Source organism: Kitasatospora sp. NEAU-CNBT7 (assembly GCF_057220535.1).
Map to the genome: position 1 here is coordinate 24,236 of NZ_JBXQQB010000017.1, position 16,266 is coordinate 40,501.

Annotated in this window: 13 protein-coding genes and 3 tRNA genes; 10 read left to right on the forward strand and 6 right to left on the reverse strand. The window is 74.7% G+C overall.

Features of this window, described 5'->3' with window-relative positions; genetic code table 11:
- The first annotated feature begins 531 nt into the window (after nucleotides 1–531).
- The 4 genes from AC2TEW_RS21965 (at nucleotide 532) to AC2TEW_RS21980 (ending at nucleotide 6,075) form a co-directional block, all read left to right on the forward strand.
- Entirely contained in the window at nucleotides 532–1,299 is a 768-nt protein-coding gene (locus AC2TEW_RS21965; protein ID WP_484625035.1) for a sirohydrochlorin chelatase, read from the forward strand.
- Between the two features lie 160 nt (nucleotides 1,300–1,459).
- The gene (locus AC2TEW_RS21970; protein WP_484625036.1) at nucleotides 1,460–2,764 is read left to right on the forward strand and encodes a deoxyguanosinetriphosphate triphosphohydrolase; all 1,305 of its coding nucleotides are present in this window, start codon (nucleotides 1,460–1,462) and stop codon (nucleotides 2,762–2,764) included.
- 22 nt (nucleotides 2,765–2,786) lie between these two features.
- Complete coding sequence (dnaG, locus tag AC2TEW_RS21975) at nucleotides 2,787–4,691, forward strand: DNA primase (protein ID WP_484625037.1); 1,905 nt, start codon at nucleotides 2,787–2,789, stop codon at nucleotides 4,689–4,691.
- Between the two features lie 124 nt (nucleotides 4,692–4,815).
- Complete coding sequence (locus AC2TEW_RS21980; protein ID WP_484625038.1) at nucleotides 4,816–6,075, forward strand: RNA polymerase sigma factor; 1,260 nt, start codon at nucleotides 4,816–4,818, stop codon at nucleotides 6,073–6,075.
- A 29-nt stretch (nucleotides 6,076–6,104) separates the two neighbouring features.
- Here AC2TEW_RS21980 and gad read toward each other — a convergent pair whose 3' ends face one another.
- From gad to AC2TEW_RS21995, 3 genes are all read right to left on the reverse strand, one after another.
- A complete protein-coding gene (gad, locus tag AC2TEW_RS21985) occupies nucleotides 6,105–7,505 on the reverse strand; it encodes a glutamate decarboxylase (RefSeq protein ID WP_484625039.1) in 1,401 nt (466 codons plus the stop codon).
- A gap of 99 nt (nucleotides 7,506–7,604) precedes the next feature.
- The gene (locus AC2TEW_RS21990) at nucleotides 7,605–9,038 is read right to left on the reverse strand and encodes an FGGY family carbohydrate kinase (protein ID WP_484625040.1); all 1,434 of its coding nucleotides are present in this window, start codon (nucleotides 9,036–9,038) and stop codon (nucleotides 7,605–7,607) included.
- A 111-nt stretch (nucleotides 9,039–9,149) separates the two neighbouring features.
- A complete protein-coding gene (locus AC2TEW_RS21995) occupies nucleotides 9,150–9,443 on the reverse strand; it encodes a hypothetical protein (protein ID WP_033822299.1) in 294 nt (97 codons plus the stop codon).
- Between the two features lie 294 nt (nucleotides 9,444–9,737).
- Between AC2TEW_RS21995 and AC2TEW_RS22000 the strand changes: the two genes are divergently transcribed.
- Nucleotides 9,738–9,813: transfer RNA gene (locus AC2TEW_RS22000), tRNA-Asn, on the forward strand.
- 32 nt (nucleotides 9,814–9,845) lie between these two features.
- Nucleotides 9,846–9,918 (forward strand) — tRNA-Asn (locus AC2TEW_RS22005).
- Nucleotides 9,919–10,047: 129 nt separating this feature from the next.
- Here AC2TEW_RS22005 and AC2TEW_RS22010 read toward each other — a convergent pair.
- Nucleotides 10,048–10,809, reverse strand: coding sequence for a trypsin-like serine peptidase (locus AC2TEW_RS22010; protein WP_484625041.1), 762 nt, complete (start codon nucleotides 10,807–10,809; stop codon nucleotides 10,048–10,050).
- A gap of 254 nt (nucleotides 10,810–11,063) precedes the next feature.
- Between AC2TEW_RS22010 and AC2TEW_RS22015 the strand changes: the two genes are divergently transcribed.
- Nucleotides 11,064–11,137 (forward strand) — tRNA-Ile (locus AC2TEW_RS22015).
- 135 nt (nucleotides 11,138–11,272) lie between these two features.
- Complete coding sequence (locus AC2TEW_RS22020) at nucleotides 11,273–12,184, forward strand: 1-aminocyclopropane-1-carboxylate deaminase/D-cysteine desulfhydrase (protein WP_484625042.1); 912 nt, start codon at nucleotides 11,273–11,275, stop codon at nucleotides 12,182–12,184.
- Here AC2TEW_RS22020 and AC2TEW_RS22025 read toward each other — a convergent pair.
- Nucleotides 12,171–13,670 (reverse strand): LCP family protein, encoded by a 1,500-nt coding sequence (locus tag AC2TEW_RS22025; RefSeq protein ID WP_484625043.1) that lies wholly within the window; start codon nucleotides 13,668–13,670, stop codon nucleotides 12,171–12,173. The genes AC2TEW_RS22020 and AC2TEW_RS22025 overlap by 14 nt on opposite strands.
- Nucleotides 13,671–13,801: 131 nt before the next feature.
- On the reverse strand, nucleotides 13,802–14,266 hold the full coding sequence (locus AC2TEW_RS22030; RefSeq protein WP_484625044.1) for a MarR family winged helix-turn-helix transcriptional regulator: 465 nt from the start codon (nucleotides 14,264–14,266) through the stop codon (nucleotides 13,802–13,804).
- Between the two features lie 125 nt (nucleotides 14,267–14,391).
- On the opposite strand from AC2TEW_RS22030, the gene AC2TEW_RS22035 reads away from it, so the two are divergent.
- Nucleotides 14,392–15,411 (forward strand): NADP-dependent oxidoreductase, encoded by a 1,020-nt coding sequence (locus AC2TEW_RS22035; protein WP_484625045.1) that lies wholly within the window; start codon nucleotides 14,392–14,394, stop codon nucleotides 15,409–15,411.
- 357 nt (nucleotides 15,412–15,768) lie between these two features.
- On the forward strand, nucleotides 15,769–16,263 hold the full coding sequence (locus AC2TEW_RS22040) for a DUF3145 domain-containing protein (protein ID WP_484625046.1): 495 nt from the start codon (nucleotides 15,769–15,771) through the stop codon (nucleotides 16,261–16,263).
- The last annotated feature ends 3 nt before the right edge of the window (nucleotides 16,264–16,266 follow it).

The window sequence follows — 16,266 nt, forward strand, 5'->3', positions numbered from 1 at the left end:
CGGACGGGCGGGGTCCCGCGGGCACCGGAGCCCGGTGCCCGCCCCTGCCGTCGAGCATCGGCCGCAGGTGTTACCCGGCCGGGGCACCCCGGTTTCACCGGCGGAACTTCGGCCTCAGCACCGCCCACGGCGGGCTGTGAGCGCCTCGGGGACCGGCAGGGCGGGATGGCCGGGCGGCCGGTGTGTCGGGTGCGGCCCGCGCCGTGCGGGAGCGCCCGGCGTCGCGTTGCCGGGCGCAAGCGCCGGCACACCCCGCCGAACCGGGGAACCGGGGGCCCGGTCCGGGCCGCGCGCCCCAGCACCGGTACCGGCCGCGGCCCTGCGGGTGCCCGGGCCGGCGGGCGGTCGTCGGCTCCGCCGGGGTCCGGGGGCGGACCGCACAGCCTCCCGCCTCCGGACCGACCGGGCGGGCACCGCCGCCGCACCCGCGGCCGGTGCTCACCGCGGTGCCGCACGCGGCCGTGAGGTCCGGGAAACCCGTCGTGACCGTGGAGCAACGGCCGGGAAACAGCGGGCGGCCAGGCTTGCCCCATGACCCCTGCCTCCGCCGTCCTGCCGAGGGTGCCGCGCAGCGCCCGCCGTCCCGCCCTGGTGCTCGTCGCGCACGGTTCCCGGGATCCGTCCGCCGTGGCCGGGACCCGCCGGGTGGCGGCGATGGTGGCCGCCGCCCGGCCGGACCTCGACGTCCACCCGGCCCACCTCGGCCTGAACGCCCCCCTGCTGCCCGAGGTGCTGGCCGCACTGGACGGCCCGGCGGTCCTCGTCCCGCTCCTGCTGGGCCGCGGCCACCACGCCAAGGTCGACCTGCCGGCCGCCCTCGCGGCGCCGCCGCGGCTGACCGGCGCGGTCGCCGCCCCGCTCGGCCCCGACCCGCTGCTCACCGACCTGCTGCTGCTGCGCCTCGCGCAGGCGGGCGTGCGCCCGGGCGACGGCCCGGTGGTGCTCGCGGCGGCCGGCTCGCGCGACCCGCAGGCCGCCGCCGACACCGAGGCGCAGGCGGCGCTGCTGGCGGCCCGGCTGGGGGTGCCGGTGCGGCCGGGGTACGTGACCGGTGCCGGGCCCGGCGTGGCCGCGACGGCGGCGGCCTTGGCGGCGCTGGGGGCCGGACCGGTCGCGGTGGCGGGGTACTTCACGGCGCCGGGGGACTTCGCCCGGCTCGCGGCCGCCGCCTGGGACGGCCCGGCCGCCGCGCCGCTGGGGGCCCACCCCCTCCTGGTCCGCCTGCTGCTGGCCCGCTACGCGGCCGCCGCCGCCCGTCTCCCCGCGCACCCGCCGGCCCTGCTCGCCGCCACCACCTGACCGGCGTCGGCGCGCCCCGCCCCCGGCCGACGGACACGCCGTCCGGGCCGGCCCGCCGCCGAGCAGCCGCGACGGCGACGGCTGTTCACCGTCCGCACGCCCTGGCGAAAGCGCGGCGCACCGGCGCGATGTCGGCCCGTCGGCGTACGGTGACTGTCATATGGACGACACCGCGCACCGCACCGCCCCGTACGACCCGCAGGCCCAGGCACGTTGGGTGCCCGAGCCGGACAAGCGGCCCGGCCGCACCGCCTTCCAGCGCGACCGCGCCCGGGTCCTGCACTCCGCGGCCCTGCGCAGACTGGCCGGCACCACCCAGGTCGTCGCCCCGATGCGCGCGGACTTCTCCCGGACCCGGCTGACCCACTCGCTGGAGTGCGCCCAGGTCGGCCGGGAGCTCGGCGCCGCGCTCGGCTGCGACCCGGACCTGGTGGAGGCCGGGTGCCTGGCGCACGACATCGGCCACCCGCCGTTCGGGCACACCGGCGAGGAGGCGCTCGACCAGGCCGCCGCGGCCTGCGGCGGTTTCGAGGGCAACGCGCAGTCGCTGCGCATCCTGACCCGCCTGGAGCCCAAGCGCTTCGCCCCGCTGGACGAGGCCCCGGCCCGGCTGGCCCCCTGGCCCGGCCGCAGCGTCGGCCTCAACCTGACCCGCGCCGCGCTGGACGCCGCCACCAAGTACCCGTGGACCCGCGGCGGCCACCCGACCGACCCGGACTCCGCCAAGTACGGCGTCTACGCCGACGACCTGCCGGTCTTCCGCTGGCTGCGCACCGGCGCCCCCGAGGGCCGCAAGTGCTTCGAGGCCACCGTGATGGACTGGTCCGACGACGTGGCGTACTCCACCCACGACGTCGAGGACGGCCTCCAGGCCGGCCACATCGACCCGGCGGCGCTGCGCTCGGCCGACGAGCGCGCCGAGCTGTTCAAGATCGCCGAGCGGTACGCCCCCGAGGCGTCCGCCGCCGAGCTGGCCGAGGCGCTGGACCGGCTCCAGCGCCAGGAGTGGTGGCCCCGGGCGTACGACGGCTCGGCCCGCGCCCGGGCCGGGCTCAAGGACCTCACCAGCCAGCTGATCGGCCGCTTCTGCCTGGCCGCCGAGCAGGCCACCCGGGCCCGCTACGGCCCCGGCCCGCTGACCCGGTACGCGGCCGAGCTGGTGGTCCCCGCCGAGGTCCGGCTGGAGTGCGCGGTGCTCAAGGCGGTCGCCGTCCGGTACGTGATGCAGCGCGACGAGCAGGCCCAGCTGCGCACCCGCCAGCGGATCGTGATCGCCGAGCTGGCCGAGGCGCTCACCCGCACCGCGCCGTACGGGCTGGACCCGGTCTTCGCCGCGCTGTACGAGGAGGCCGAGGACGACCGGGCGGCGCTGCGGGCGGTGGTCGACCAGATCGCCACCCTCACCGACGCCTCCGCGTTCGCGCTGCACGCCCGGCTGGTCGAGAAGGCGGGGCCGAACGCCTGACGGCCGTGCGTAAACTTCCAGGGTGGCCGGTCGGATCAGGGATGAAGATGTGCAGGCAGTGCGCAACGCGCTGCCCATCGACGCGGTCGTCGGCGACTACGTCCAGCTGACCAACGGCGGCGGTGCCCAGCTCAAGGGCGTCTGCCCGTTCCACGACGAGAAGTCCGCCTCGTTCTACGTGCACCCCGGCAAGGGCGTCTACCACTGCTTCGGCTGCGGCGAGAGCGGCGACACCATCTCGTTCCTGATGAAGATCGAGCACTGCTCGTTCGCCGAGGCCGTGGAGCGGATGGCCGCCCAGGCCAACATCACCCTGCGGTACGAGGAGGGCGGCTACTCGCCCCGCCACCAGCAGGGCGAGCGGACCCGGCTGGTCGAGGCGCACAAGGTGGCCGCCGCCTGGTTCCAGGAACAGCTCGGCTCGCCGGAGGCGGAGATCGGCCGCCGCTTCCTGGCCGAGCGCGGCTTCGACGAGGCCGCCGCCCAGCACTTCGGGGTGGGCTACGCGCCGGTGGGCTGGGAGCACCTGGTGCGCTACCTGCGCGGCAAGGGCTTCACCGACAAGGAGATCCTGCTCGGCGGCCTGGCCTCGCAGGGCCAGCGCGGCGGGCTGATCGACCGGTTCCGGGGCCGGCTGGTCTGGCCGATCCGGGACTCCGGCGGCGAGGTGGTCGGCTTCGGCGCCCGCCGGCTGCGCGAGGACGACACCGGGCCCAAGTACCTGAACACCCCCGAGACGCCGCTCTACAAGAAGTCCCAGGTGCTGTACGGCATCGACCTGGCCCGCAAGGAGATCGCCAAGTCCGGCCGGGCCGTGGTGGTCGAGGGCTACACCGATGTGATGGCCTGCCACCTGGCGGGCGTCACCACGGCGGTGGCCACCTGCGGCACCTCCTTCGGCGAGGACCACGTCAAGATCATCCGTCGGCTGCTGATGGACACCTCCGCCTACCGCGGTGAGACGGTCTTCACCTTCGACGGCGACGCGGCCGGCCAGAAGGCCGCGCTGCGGGCCTTCGAGGACGACCAGAAGTTCGCCGCCCGCACCTCCATCGCGATCACCCCCGGCGGCATGGACCCCTGCGAGCTGCGCCTCGCCAAGGGCGACGACGCCGTCCGCGAACTGATCGAACACCCCGTCCCGCTCTTCGAGTTCGCCCTGCGCTCGGCGGTCGCCCGGCACCGGGTGGACACCGCGGAGGGCCGCGCGGCCGCGCTGGAGGAGGCCGCCGGGATCATCGTGAAGATCAAGGACCGCTCGATCCAGCACGAGTACGCCGTCCAGCTGGCCGGCATGCTCGGCATCCTGGACGAGCAGTTCGTGGTCCGCCGGATCGGCCAGCTGGCCCGCTGGCAGCGCGAGAACCAGCAGAACGCCGCCCAGCGCCCGACCCGCCGCCAGGAGCCCGCCGCACCGGTCCGGCCGCCGCGGCCGGCGTTCCGGCTGAACCCGCGCGACCCGGCGCAGTTCGTCGAGCGCGAGCTGCTCAAGCTCGCCCTCCAGCACCCCGACCTGGTCAGCCCGGCCTTCGACCAGTACGGCGAGGAGGAGTTCCCCACCCCGCCGTACGCCGCCGTCCGCCGGGCGATCGGCTCGGCCGGCGGCGCCGCGTACGGCGCCGCGCTGCCCGACTTCACCACCGCGGTCCGCGACGCCAGCCCGGACGACCAGGTCCGCGGCCTGGTCACCGAGCTGACCGTCGAACCGATCCGCTCCCGCCGCAAGGCGGACGAGATCTACGCCGGGGAGTTCCTGGTCAAGCTGCGGCTGCAGGCCGTCGACCGCCGGGTCGGCGAGGCCCGCGCCCACCTGCAGCGGCTCGGCAGCCGGGCCACCCCCGAGCAGCTGCACGCGGTGCAGAGCGAGCTGTGGGCCCTGCAGCAGTACGCCCAGCAGCTCCGCTCCCGGGGCGCGGCCGCGCTCTGATCCCGGGCCCTTCACCACCGGCCCGCGCCATCCGGTCCGCCGCGGGGGGTGGCGCGGGGCGCACCGCTGGGTATCCCATCCCTTGTGGTGCGGCGTCCCCCCAGCGCCGCCACGGCCGTGGAGGATGCCCGTGGAGCTCGCCGCCGTCCGCCAGCCGCAGGCCGCCGCCCGGGTCCCGGCCCAGGCCGGGCCGCCCGCCGCCGAGCGGCCCGCCCCGGACCAGGACCCCACCCCCGGCCGGGCCCCCGCCGACCCGGAACCCTTCGACCCCGAACCCGCGGACCCCGACCTGTCCGACCCCGACCTGTCCGAGCCGCTGGAACCGGAGCCGCCGGACCCCGACCCGGCAGACCCCGGGCCCGGACACCCCGGACACCCCGGCCCCGCGCGGCGGGCCGCCGCCACGCCGGACGAGGCCTCGGGCGCCGCCGCCGACCTGCTGCGCCAGTACCTGCGCGAGATCGGCCGGGTGCGACTGCTCACCGCCGCCGAGGAGGTCGAGCTGGCCTGCCAGATCGAGGCCGGCCTGTTCGCCGAGGAGGCGCTGGACCGCGCGGCGGCCGGCGGGCGGCGGGCCGGCGACCCGTTACCGGCGGGCGACCCGCCGTCGGCCGGCGACCCGGTGCTGGCCGACGAGCTGGACCGGCTGGTGGTGCTCGGCCGGATCGCCAAACGCCGTCTGATCGAGGCCAACCTCCGCCTGGTGGTCTCGGTCGCCAAACGCTACGTCGGGCGCGGCCTGACCCTGCTCGACCTCATCCAGGAGGGCAACGTCGGCCTGATCCGGGCGGTCGAGAAGTTCGACTACACCCGGGGCTACAAGTTCTCCACCTACGCCACCTGGTGGATCCGGCAGGCGATGAGCCGGGCACTGGCCGACCAGGCCCGCACCATCCGGGTGCCAGTGCACGTGGTGGAACTGATCAACCGGGTGCTGCGGGTGCAGCGCGCCCTGATCCAGGAGTACGGCCACGAGCCGACCCCCGCCGAGGTCGGCCTGGTGCTGCAGCTGCCGCCCGAGCGGATCCGGGAGGTGCTGCGGCTGGCCCAGGACCCGGTCTCGCTGCACACCCCGATCGGCGAGGAGGAGGACGTCGCGCTCGGCGACCTGATCGAGGACGCCGACGCCGCCTCACCGGTGGAGAGCGCCGCCTTCCTGCTGCTGCGCGAGCACCTGGACGCGGTGCTGGCCACCCTCGGCGAGCGCGAACGGCAGATCGTCCAGCTGCGCTACGGCCTCGGCGACGGCCTGCCGCGCACCCTGGAGGAGATCGGCCGGCTGTTCGGCGTCACCCGGGAGCGGATCCGCCAGATCGAGGGCAAGACGCTCGCCAAGCTGCGCGCCCACGTCTGCGCCGACCAGCTGCGCGGCTACCTGGACTGAGCAGCCGCCGCCGGCCGGCGCCGCGCGGGTCAGTGGTGGAACGCGCTGCGCGCCTCGACGCCCATGGTGCTGAGCGGGGCGGGCTGGTTGCGCAGCTCGGGCAGCAGCCGTTCGAGGTCCTCCAGCAGCAGGTCCGCGAGGTCCCGGGAGAAGCCGTTGCGGCAGACCATCCGCAGCGCCGACAGGTCGGTCCGGTCGTCCGGGAAGGTGTACGCCGGCACCTGCCAGCCGCGCTCGCGCATCCGGCGCGAGACGTCGAAGACGTCGAAGTTCTCGCCCTCCCGGGTGGTGAAGGCGAAGACCGGCAGCTCGTCGCCCTTGGTGAGCAGCCGGAAGCCCAGCCGCTCGACCTCCCCGGCCAGGTAGGTGGCGACGTCCCGGCAGGCCTGCTGCACCATCCGGAAGCCCTCGCGGCCGAGCCGCAGGAAGACGTAGTACTGGGCGACCACCTCGGCGCCGGGCCGGGAGAAGTTGAGCGCGAAGGTCGGCATGTCGCCGCCCAGGTAGTTGACCTTGAAGACCAGCTCGTCCGGCAGCGCGTCCTTGTCCCGCCACAGCGCCCAGCCGACGCCCGGGTAGACCAGGCCGAACTTGTGGCCGGAGGTGTTGATGGACGCGACCCGGGGCAGCCGGAAGTCCCAGACCAGCTCGGGGTCGAGGAAGGGCGCCACCATGCCCCCGGACGCGCCGTCGACGTGGACCGGGACGTCCAGCCCGGTGCGCTGCTGGAGGTCGTCCAGGGCGGCGCAGATCTCCGCGATGGGCTCGTAGGAGCCGTCGAAGGTGGAGCCGAGGATGCCGACCACGCCGATGGTGTCCTGGTCGCAGTGGGCGACGGCCTGCTCGGCGTCCAGGTGGAGCCGGTCGCCGGACATCGGCACCAGCCGGGCCTCCACCTCCCAGAAGTTGCAGAACTTCTCCCAGCAGACCTGGACGTTGATGCCCATCACCAGGTTCGGCCGGGCCCCGGCCGCGTACCGGTCGGCGTTGGCCCGCATCCAGCGCCGCTTCAGCGCCAGACCGGCCAGCATGCAGGCCTCGCTGGAGCCGGTGGTGGAGCAGCCGACCGCCTGGTCCGGGTCGGGGGCGTGCCACAGGTCGGCCAGGATCGCCACGGAGCGCCGTTCCAGCTCGGCGGTCTGCGGGTACTCGTCCTTGTCGATCATGTTCTTGTCGCGGCACTCCGCCATCAGCCGGCCGGCGTAGTCGTCCATCTGGGTGGTGACGAAGGTGGCCAGGTTGAGTTTGGCGTTGCCGTCCAGCATCAGCTCGTCGTGGATCAGCTGGTAGGCCACGGCGGGCAGCACCGGGTTGTCCGAGAGCCGGTGCACCGGTGGGGCGGCGGCCATCGAACCGAGCAGGTCGAGCACGCCCTGGAGCGGGCTGAGGGACAGTCGGCGTTCATCGCCGTCGCCCTTGTGCAGCGCCATCCGAGATCCCTTTCACTAGCCGGGCAGGGAACTCCCACGCTGCCACCGCCCCGCTGCTGACGCATCCTCGGCGCCCGCGCGCGGCGGCCCCGGGCCGGCTCAGCCCTTGGCCTCCGGGTAGGTCTGGTCGCGGACCGCCGCGTACTGCTGGCGCACCGCCTGGCCGACCGCCAGGTCGTGCTCCTGGTCCGGTACCAGGGTGGTGACCTCGGGCAGCTCCCAGTGCGGCGGTTCGGGGGTGCCGGCCAGTGCCCAGGCGGCCTGCCGGGCCGCGCCCCGGGCCGCGTGGTCGCCCGGCGGCGGGATCACCACCGGGCAGCCGAACACCAGCGGCGCGATCTCCCGCACCGCCCCGAGCCGTCCGGCCGCGCCCAGCAGGAAGATCCGGCGCACCGCCACCCCGTGCGAGCGCAGCACGTCGACGGCGTCCGCGACGTTGCACAGCATCCCCTCGACGGCCGCCCGGGCGAAGTGCTGCGGTGCCATCGACTCCATCCGCAGGCCGGTCAGGGTGCCGGCGGCGTGCGGCAGCTTGGGGGTCCGCTCGCCGTCCAGGTACGGCAGCAGCACCAGGCCGTACGAGCCGGGGGAGGACTGCTGGGCGAGCGCGCTCAGGCCCTCCAGGTCGGTGCCGAGCACGGTGGCGGTCGAGCGCAGCACCTGCGCCGCGTTGAGGGTGGCGACCATCGGCAGGTGGCGGCCGGTGGCGTCGGCGAAGGACGAGATCAGGCCGGTCGGGTCGATCACCGCCCGGTCGTGCACCGCGAAGATGGTGCCGTTGCCGCCGAGCGAGACGACGGCGTCCCCGAGGCCGAGGCCCAGGCCCAGTGCGGCGGCCATGTTGTCGCCGGTGCCGGCCGAGATCAGCAGGCCCTCCGGGGTGTGCCCGGCGGGTTCGGCGGGGCCGAGCACGTCCGGCACCCGCAGTTCGTGGCCGACCGCCAGCTTGATCAGGTCCTGCCGGTACTCGCCGGTGATCGGCGACCAGTAGCCGGTGCCGGAGGCGTCGCCGCGGTCGGTGGTGCGCCGCTTGGGGCTGCCGAGCAGCTGGGACACCAGCCAGTCGTGCGGCAGCAGCACCTCGGCGATCCGCTTGGCCGAGGTGGGTTCGAACTCGGCCAGCCAGCGCAGCTTGGCGATGGTGTACGTCGGTGCGGGCACCGCGGCGATGGCCTCCACCCACGGGCCCGGGCCGCCGAGCGCGTCCAGCAGCGAGGCGGCGGCGCCGGCCGAGCGGGGGTCGTTCCACAGCAGTGCCGGGCGGACCAGCACGCCGCCCGCGTCCAGCCCGATCAGCCCGTGCTGCTGGGCGCTGACGCCGATCGCCCGGACGCCCTCCAGCAGGCCGCCGGCGGCCGCGTCGCCGAGCGAGTGCAGCCAGGTCTGCGGGTCGACCTCGGTGGTCCTGGCATCGACGCCCTCCGGCAGCGGATGGGAGGCCTTCCCCTGCCGCAGGACGGCGCCGGTGTCGGAGTCGCACGAGACGATCCTGGTGCGAGTGGTGGAACTGTCGATGCCCGCGACGATGGCCATACCGAGATCATGCCGCAGCGGGCACCTCCGGTGCTGCCCGCCGCGGCAAGTGTTGCCCACTCGGTACGGGCACTCGGTACGGGCTCCGCCGAGGCCCGGCGGCGGGGCCGGTCAGGGCCGGAAGGTGCCCCAGCTGTCGTCCGCCGACTGCCGTCGGGCGAAGTACGGGACCCGGTCGGTGACCGAGTCCGGGAGCTTCTCGCCGACCCGGTCCGCCACCGCGCCGGCCGCCCGGCCGGCCACCGCGCCGGCCTGCTGCTTGGCCTTCCCGGCGGCGTCCTGGACCTTGGGGTTCTGGGAGAACTGCCGGGCCGCGCCGGCCAGCTGCTCGTACCGCTGCCGGCCGGCTCGGGCGCCCAGGACGTATCCGACCCCGACGCCCACGATCAACGTCAGTTTCCACATGCTCGGCTCCACCCTTCATCGCGGTCTTTGCCGCATTGCCCTACCCGTCGGGCCGGGTGGTGAACCGCCCGGCCGGTGGCGGGCCCGTCCGGGCGCCCGCCGTCACCAGCATCCCCGGCGGGCCGCCGGGGCGCGCGCGGGGCGCGCCGACCGGGCCGCGGGGCCGGGGCCCGCCGGGTCCCGGCGGGGGCCGGGCGTAAGCGATTGGCGGAACACCCCCCTGAGTGCGCTAATGTATGTCCCGCAGCGAGCGCCGAAGACCCGGAGGGATCCGGGAGGACGGCAGAAGATCGATCCCCCATAGCTCAATTGGCAGAGCAGCCGACTGTTAATCGGCAGGTTATTGGTTCGAGTCCAATTGGGGGAGCCAGGACGGTCCCTCGGGAGCGTCCCGCTGTGCAGTCCCCCATAGCTCAATTGGCAGAGCAGCCGACTGTTAATCGGCAGGTTATTGGTTCGAGTCCAATTGGGGGAGCTTCGCCTCTCCGGAGACGATCGGTACAGAGCGACGGCCCCTCGGCAGACCGGGGGGCTTTCGTGTTTCCCCGCCCGGTGCGCGATAGCCCGGTTCGCACCTGCCCGACCGCGCGGCCGGCTCCCGCGGTCAGGCGGTGGCCCGCCGGTAGAGGTCGTCGATCCGCTGGTCGAAGGCGACGCTGTAGGACACCGCGTCGGTGTCCCCGCCCTCCTGGTAGCCGCCGATCACGCCGACCAGCTGCCCGTTGCCGGTGAGCCAGGGGCTGCCGCTGGTGCCGACGGTGTAGCCGGAGCACTCGAACCGGCTCTGGGTCGGGCTCTGCGCGGTGGTCCGGTTGGAACAGGTGACCGGGGCGTCGCGCTCGTTCGGGTAGCCGGTGACCGAGACCGGCAGGTCGAAGCCGAGGCCGGTGACCAGCCGGTTGGCGCCGAGCAGGTCCTGGATCTCCTGGCCCTGGACGGACTGCACGGTGAGGAAGGCCACGTCGTAGTCGGGGTCCTCGCGGTCGGTCCAGTGCTGGTCGACCGTGACGGAGGCCACCGGCCACACCCCGTACGGGGCGACGCCGTCCCGGAAGCCGGGGGCGAAGACCAGGTCGTCGAAGTGGCCGCGCTCGGTGCTGTGGACGCAGTGCGCGGCGGTGACCAGCAGGTTGCGGCGCGGGCTCGCGACCACGCTGGCGGTGCACATCCGCGGGCCGTTCAGCTCGGCCAGGAAGAGCGCGCCGATCCGGTCGTCGGCGGCGTCGGCGGGCGCCGGACGGGCGGTCAGCCGGGAACTCCAGCGCTGCGAGCCGCCGTCGTCGAGCAGGCCGCACGCGGTCGCCGCCAGGGCCAGCAGCAGTACGGCCGGCCGCAGGGCCCGCCGTACCCGTCCAGTCCGGTCCATCCCGCTCCCCGTGCTCCCGCTCCCCGTTGGTACGTCCCGTCCGGCCCGCTCCGGGGAGGGGCCCGGATCCAAGATCTACCAGCCCGGCCCGCGGGTCCGCCAGGCGGGTGGTGGAACGGGCTCAGGGGGGCGTACCCGGTTGCGCCCCCGGCGCGCACCGCAGGTGATCGACCGGCTATGCTGCCGGGGACGGCCCTGAGGGGCCGTCTGCTGCTGGAACGGCCGGCCTGCCGGTGCGCCAGCTGGTCGAATCGGGGGCGGTAGCTCAGCCGGTTAGAGCAGGGGACTCATAATCCCTTGGTCGTGGGTTCGAGTCCCACCCGCCCCACTCGACGCACCGGCCTGCGCTTGCGAGAACTCTAGGGCAGGCGCCGGTGCCGGACCGGCACCGACACACCGGGTTCCCCGGGACCGGTGCGCTCCGCCGGCGGAGGCCCCGTCGAGGGCTTCGTATGCTGACCCGGTGCTCACTCCCGCCGCGCTGCCCACCCCGCTGACCCCGGTCGCGGATCCGCTGTTCGCCGCCGCCGGGGTGGAGCTGCTGCTGAAGCGGGACGATCTGGCGCACCCGACGGTGCCCGGCAACAAGTGGCGCAAGCTGGCGCCCAATCTGCGGCCCGCGCTGACGGCCGGCCACCGGGGGCTGCTGACCTACGGCGGGGCGTACTCGACGCACGTGCGGGCGGTGGCGGCGGCCGCGCGGGGGCTGGGACTGGCGAGCGTCGGGGTGATCCGCGGCGAGGAGCTGGCGGCGGCGCCGCGCAACTGGTCGCTGCGGGCGGCGGAGGCGGCCGGGATGGTGCTGGAGTTCGCCCCGCGCTCGGCGTACCGGGAGCTGGTGGCGCGCGGCGGCGAGCCCCGGGAGGGGTACCTGGTGCTGCCCGAGGGCGGGTCGAACGCGCTCGCGGTGCGCGGCGCCGCCGTGGTCGCCGGGGAACTCGCCGGGCAGATACCCGGCCTCGGGGAGCGGGACCTGGTGTGCTGCCCGGTCGGCACCGGGGGGACGCTGGCCGGGATCGCGGCCGGGCTTCCGGCCGGGGCGCGGGCGCTGGGGGTGGCGGTGCTGCGCGGCGAGGGCTACCTGGAGGGGGAGGTGACGCGGCTGCACCGGGCCGCGTACGGGCGGGAGTTCGGCAACTGGCGGATCCACCACGGGCACCACGGCGGCGGCTACGGCCGGGTGCCCGCCGAGCTGGAGGCCTTCGCCGCCGGGTTCGGACGCCGGCACGGGGTGCCGGTCGAGCGGCGGTACGTGGCGAAGGCGCTGAAGGCCGTCCACGACCTGGCGGCGGCCGGGGAGTTGGCCGCCGGGACCCGGGTCACCGTGGTCGTGACCGGGGTCCCCGATCCGCCGACCGGCCTCAGCCGAAGCTGAGGTCGGCGCAGAGGTCGCTGTCGGCCGGGCGGGTGTTCTCGGTGATCCCGGTCGGGATGCCGGTGGGCAGCGCGGTCGGGGTGCCGGCCGCGGTGCCGTCGGCGCCGGGCCCGGCGGCGTGGGCGGAGGCGTAGTCCCGGCCGAGGGTGACGGTCAGGCCGTCGGCGGCCGGGTCGGGCTGCACCTCGGCGCCGGGGAACAGCTGCGCGAGCCGGTCGGCGGCGGCCTGCTGGCCCTGGGCGTACCCGATCAGGGTGGTGCGGCGGAAGGCCGTGTCCGGGCCGACGCCGACCTGGAGATAGCCCTTGGCCCTCAGCTCCGCCGCGGCCTGGCCACCGAGCCCGCCGGCCCGGGAGGCGTTGTGCACGGTGAGCGGGACGTCCCCCGCGGCCGGCGCCGTGGCCGTCGGGGACGGCGACTCCGGGGCCGACGGCGAGGCGGTGGCCGCCGGGTCGGCGGCCGACTGGCCGGTCAGGGTGCGGTCCTGGCGCAGCAGCGCCCACAGGGCGTCCACGTCGGGGTGGACCAGCGCGACCCGCTCGCCCTGGTAGCGCCAGGGGACGGTGACGAAGGAGATGTCGGCGAGGTCGATGCCCTGCAGCGACTGGGCGAAGTCGGCGAGCTTGACGGCCGAGCCGAGCTCCGGGTCGACGGTGAGCGACTTGGTCGCCGCGTCGGCGAGCGGGAGCAGGGTGGTCGGGTTGAAGCCCTGGCTGCGGATCTTCTTGATCAGCGAGGACATGAAGGCCTGCTGCCGCTTCACCCGGCCGATGTCCGAGCCGTCGCCGAAGCCGTGCCGGGCGCGGACGTAGTCCAATGCCTGCTGCCCGGAGACGGTCTGCCGGCCCTTGGCCAGGTGTATGCCGTAGGAGTTGACGTCGTTGGGCACGCAGACGTCGACGCCGTGCACCGCGTCGGTCATCGCCGCGAAGCCCTTGAAGTCGACCACGATGGTGTGGTCGACCCGCAGGCCGGTCAGCGCCTCGACGGTGTTCTGGGTGCAGGCCGGGTTGCCCTGCGGGTACTCGCCGACGGTGAAGGCCGAGTTGAACATCTGGTTGGTCTTCGCCTGCGACCAGTTGCCGCTCGGCAGCCGGCAGGCGGGGACGGTGACCAGGGTGTCGCGGGGTATCGAGACGCCGACGGCGTGCTTGTGGTCCGCGTACACGTGCAGCAGGATCGCGGTGTCGGAGTGGCCGACTCCCTCCTCGCCGCCGCCGAGGTCGCCGTTGCCGTCCTGGCGGGTGTCGGAGCCGAGCAGCAGGATGTTGACCGGGCGTCCGCCCCCGCTCGCGGTCGGGCCGGCCGGTGGCCGGCTGGTGGCGACGCCGTCCGCCGAGAAGGTGCTGATGTTGTGGTCGAGGCGCTGGTAGAACCAGGCCCCGACGCCGGCGGTGGCGACCACCAGGACGGCGGCGGTGGCGCCGAGCCCGCGGGCGATCCGGCCCCGGCGGGTCTTGGCGGGCCGGGAGGTGCGGTCGGTCATCGCTCAGCGCTCTCTGCCAGGTGTGGCGGGCGCCACGGGTACACGTACGGTCCAGATCAATAGACGGACCAGCGGCGTGTCCGGTTACACCTCGCAGGGCCGAACTTCGCGGCGGCCCGCTCCGGGGCGGGTCAGCCGGTGGCCGCCTCGGCCGGGTCGGCGCCCTCCAGCATCCTGCGCAGCAGGTCGCGCAGTTGCCGGCGCTCGTCGTCGTCGAGCGCGGCCAGCGGCTCGCGGGCGAAGTTCAGCGACTCGCGCAGCTCGTCGGTGGCCAGGCCGCCGGCCTCGGTGGCGGCGACCAGCTTGACCCGGCGGTCCAGCGGGTCGGCCTCGCGGGTGACGAAGCCGCGGGACTCCAGGCGGTCCACGATGCCGGTGATGTTGGAGGGTTCGCAGGCCAGGGTCTGGGCGATGTGCCGCATCGGCATCGGGCCGCGCCGCAGCAGGCCGAGCACCTTGGCCTGGGCGCCGGTCAGCGAGCGGGCGGCGGCGGCCTCCTCGTACTCACGGTGGAAGAGCGCGACCAGGCTCGCCATGAGGTCGACGACCTCGCGGGTGATCGCGTCGGCGGGCGGCTGCTGCTTCTCCATGGACATCAGTCTAGCTGAACATTTGACAACCTGAACCTTTTATCCGCACGATTGCTTGAACCGGTCAACCTTTCAGGTGGGCCTACGGATCATCGAACGTGCAAGACCGTCGAACGTGCGAGGAGCAGGACATGGCAGAGCAGGCGACGCCCACCACCGGCCGCGAGTGGCAGCTGGCCGCCCGCCCCCAGGGCTGGCCGACCCCGGCGGACTTCGCCCTGGTCGAGGCCCCGGTCCGGCAGCCCGGCCCGGGGCAGATCCTGGTCCGCAACGCGTTCCTGTCGGTCGACCCCTACATGCGCGGCCGGATGAACGACGTGAAGTCCTACGTCCCGCCCTTCGGCCTCGGCGAGACGATGGACGGCGGCGCGGTCGGGTACGTGATCGCCTCCGAGGCCGAGGGCTTCGAGGTCGGCGACGCCGTCCTGCACGGCCTCGGCTGGCGCGAGTACGCGACCCTGGACGCGGCCCGCGCGGTCAAGGTCGACCCGGAGCTCGCGCCGCTCTCCTACTACCTCGGCGTGCTGGGCATGCCGGGCCTGACCGCCTACGCCGGTCTGCTGGAGGTCGCCTCCTTCCGGGAGGGCGACACCGTCTTCGTCTCCGGCGCGGCCGGCGCCGTCGGTTCGCTGGTCGGCCAGATCGCCCGGCTCAAGGGCGCCGCGCGGGTGATCGGCTCGGCCGGCTCCGCCGAGAAGGTGGCCACCCTGGTCGACGGCTACGGCTTCGACGCCGCCTTCGACTACAAGGCCGGACCGGTGGCCGCCCAGCTCGCCGAGGCCGCCCCGGACGGCATCGACGTGTACTTCGACAACGTCGGCGGCGACCACCTGGAGGCCGCGATCGGCGCGCTCAACGTCCACGGCCGCGCCACCCTGTGCGGTGCCATCGCCCAGTACAACGACACCGGCGCGCCGGTCGGCCCGCGCAACCTGGCGCTGGCGATCGGCAAGCGCCTGCGGCTGCAGGGCATGCTGGTCGGCGACCACGCCGCGCTCCAGCCGCAGTTCGTCGCCGACATGGCGGGCTGGCTGAAGAGTGGCGAACTGCGGTACGACGAGACCGTGGTGGAGGGCGTGGAGAACGCCGCCGACGCCTTCATCGGCCTGCTGCGCGGCGCCAATACCGGCAAGATGGTCGTCAAGCTCTGACCGTTTCCCCCCCCGTCGCCCCGCACACCGCCCGGTGCGCGGGGCGGTTCGGGTACGGGCGCTCGGCGCGGGCGCCACCCGGCTTTCCGACGGACCGTCACCCGGCCCGTACCGTCGGGCCGATAGCGTGGCCGCGACCGCCCCCGCCGGCCGATAGGTCCGTTCGGGGGAGAGATCCCGAGCGGGGGTGGACCTCCCCGGGGATCCGACTAACATTGGGTGAAAGCTTGTCCGTTTTGCTCAATTTGATGACCTAATGTCGAATAAGTTGAGCGTCACGGGGGTAGACGGTACCTACCGGCGGTGGGCACGAGGCAGCTGGGGAAGGCGACCCTCGTCCACAGCCTGGAGGTCCCGGTGTCGACACGTGGAGTCCTGTACGTCCACTCCGCGCCCCGCGCGCTGTGCCCGCATGTCGAGTGGGCGGTCGCGGGCGTGCTCGGTGTACGCGTCAGCCTCGACTGGATCCGGCAACCCGCCGCGCCCGGTCAGTGGCGGGCCGAACTGTCCTGGCAGGGCGAGCCCGGGACGGCCTCCCGGCTGGCCTCCGCCCTGCGCGGCTGGCAGCTGCTGCGCTACGAGGTCACCAGCGAGCCCTGCGCCACCGCCGAGGGCGAGCGTTACAGCAGCACGCCCAGCCTGGGCATCTTCCACGCGGTCACCGGTCTGCACGGCGACATCCTGATCCCCGAGGACCGGCTGCGCGCCGTCCTGCTGCGCTCCCGCAACGAGGGCGGCGACCTGGAGGCGGAACTCTCCCGGCTGCTCGGCAAGCCCTGGGACGACGAGCTGGAGCCGTTCCGCTACGCCGGGGAGGGCGCCCCGGTGCGCTGGCTGCACCAGGTGGTCTGACCC